The following is a 787-nucleotide window of genomic DNA, read 5'->3' as shown; positions in this document are numbered from 1 at the left end:
GCGAGGTGTTTGCCCGGCCGCGCAGTGCCTTCGCCGCCGGCATGACCGGCCTGAACTTCGTCACCGGCACCGCCACGGAGACCGGGCTGGCCGGCGCCGACGGGACGCACTGGAGCGGCGAAGCCGAAGCCGGGCTGCGTCCCGGGGACCCCGCGGCGGCGGTGTTCCGTCCTGCCTCGGTGGCGCTGTTCCCCGACCTGCCGGCCGGCAGCCCGCGCAACGCCGTGGCGGCCACCGTGACCGAACTGGTGCCGCACGGCGGCCTGGTCACGGTCAGGGCCGGCGCGCTGGCCGCCGAGGTCACGCCCGCCGCGGTTTCCGACCTGTCGTTGGCGCCGGGGGAACGCGTGCACTTTGTGGTCAAGGCGGCCGAGGTTTCGATCTACCCGCGCTGACTGTCCCGTCCGGGGAGGCCCCGCGGGGCCGCCCGGGGGCCGTCCCCTAGGATGGCAGCAGAACATGCACGCGCGGCACCCTTTCCGGCACCCGGCCGTCGGTTCCGCCTGCGACAAGGAGGGCCAGTGGCACAGAGCGTTGCCGGGCATTGCGCCGTCGTCGAGGAATTGCTCCGTCACGCCGCACGGGGCTGCCTCGCCGGGAGCGAGACGGTGGCCCTGGCGGCGGCCCTCGGGCGGGTGCTGGCCGCCGACGTGGCCGCGCCGATGAGCCTGCCGCCCTTCGCGAACTCGCAGATGGACGGCTACGCGGTCCGCAGCGCGGAGACCGCCGGGGGAGCCGGGTTCGCCGCGGCCGCGGCGATTCCGGCCGGCTATGCCGCCCCGGCGCT

The 787-nt window shown here is 76.0% G+C and carries 1 protein-coding gene and 1 pseudogene; both read left to right on the top strand.

The annotated features are described in order from the left end of the window. Positions 1–395, top strand: a 395-nt coding sequence (locus AC5RV2_RS18695) for a TOBE domain-containing protein (protein ID WP_494093572.1), incomplete at its 5' end; no start/stop codon positions are given. Positions 396–521: 126 nt separating this feature from the next. Then, positions 522–787, top strand: a pseudogene (locus AC5RV2_RS18690) (gephyrin-like molybdotransferase Glp); the annotation flags it as partial.

This window comes from Arthrobacter sp. Y3225116, assembly GCF_059091245.1.
This window is presented reverse-complemented; position numbering and strand designations above follow the sequence as displayed.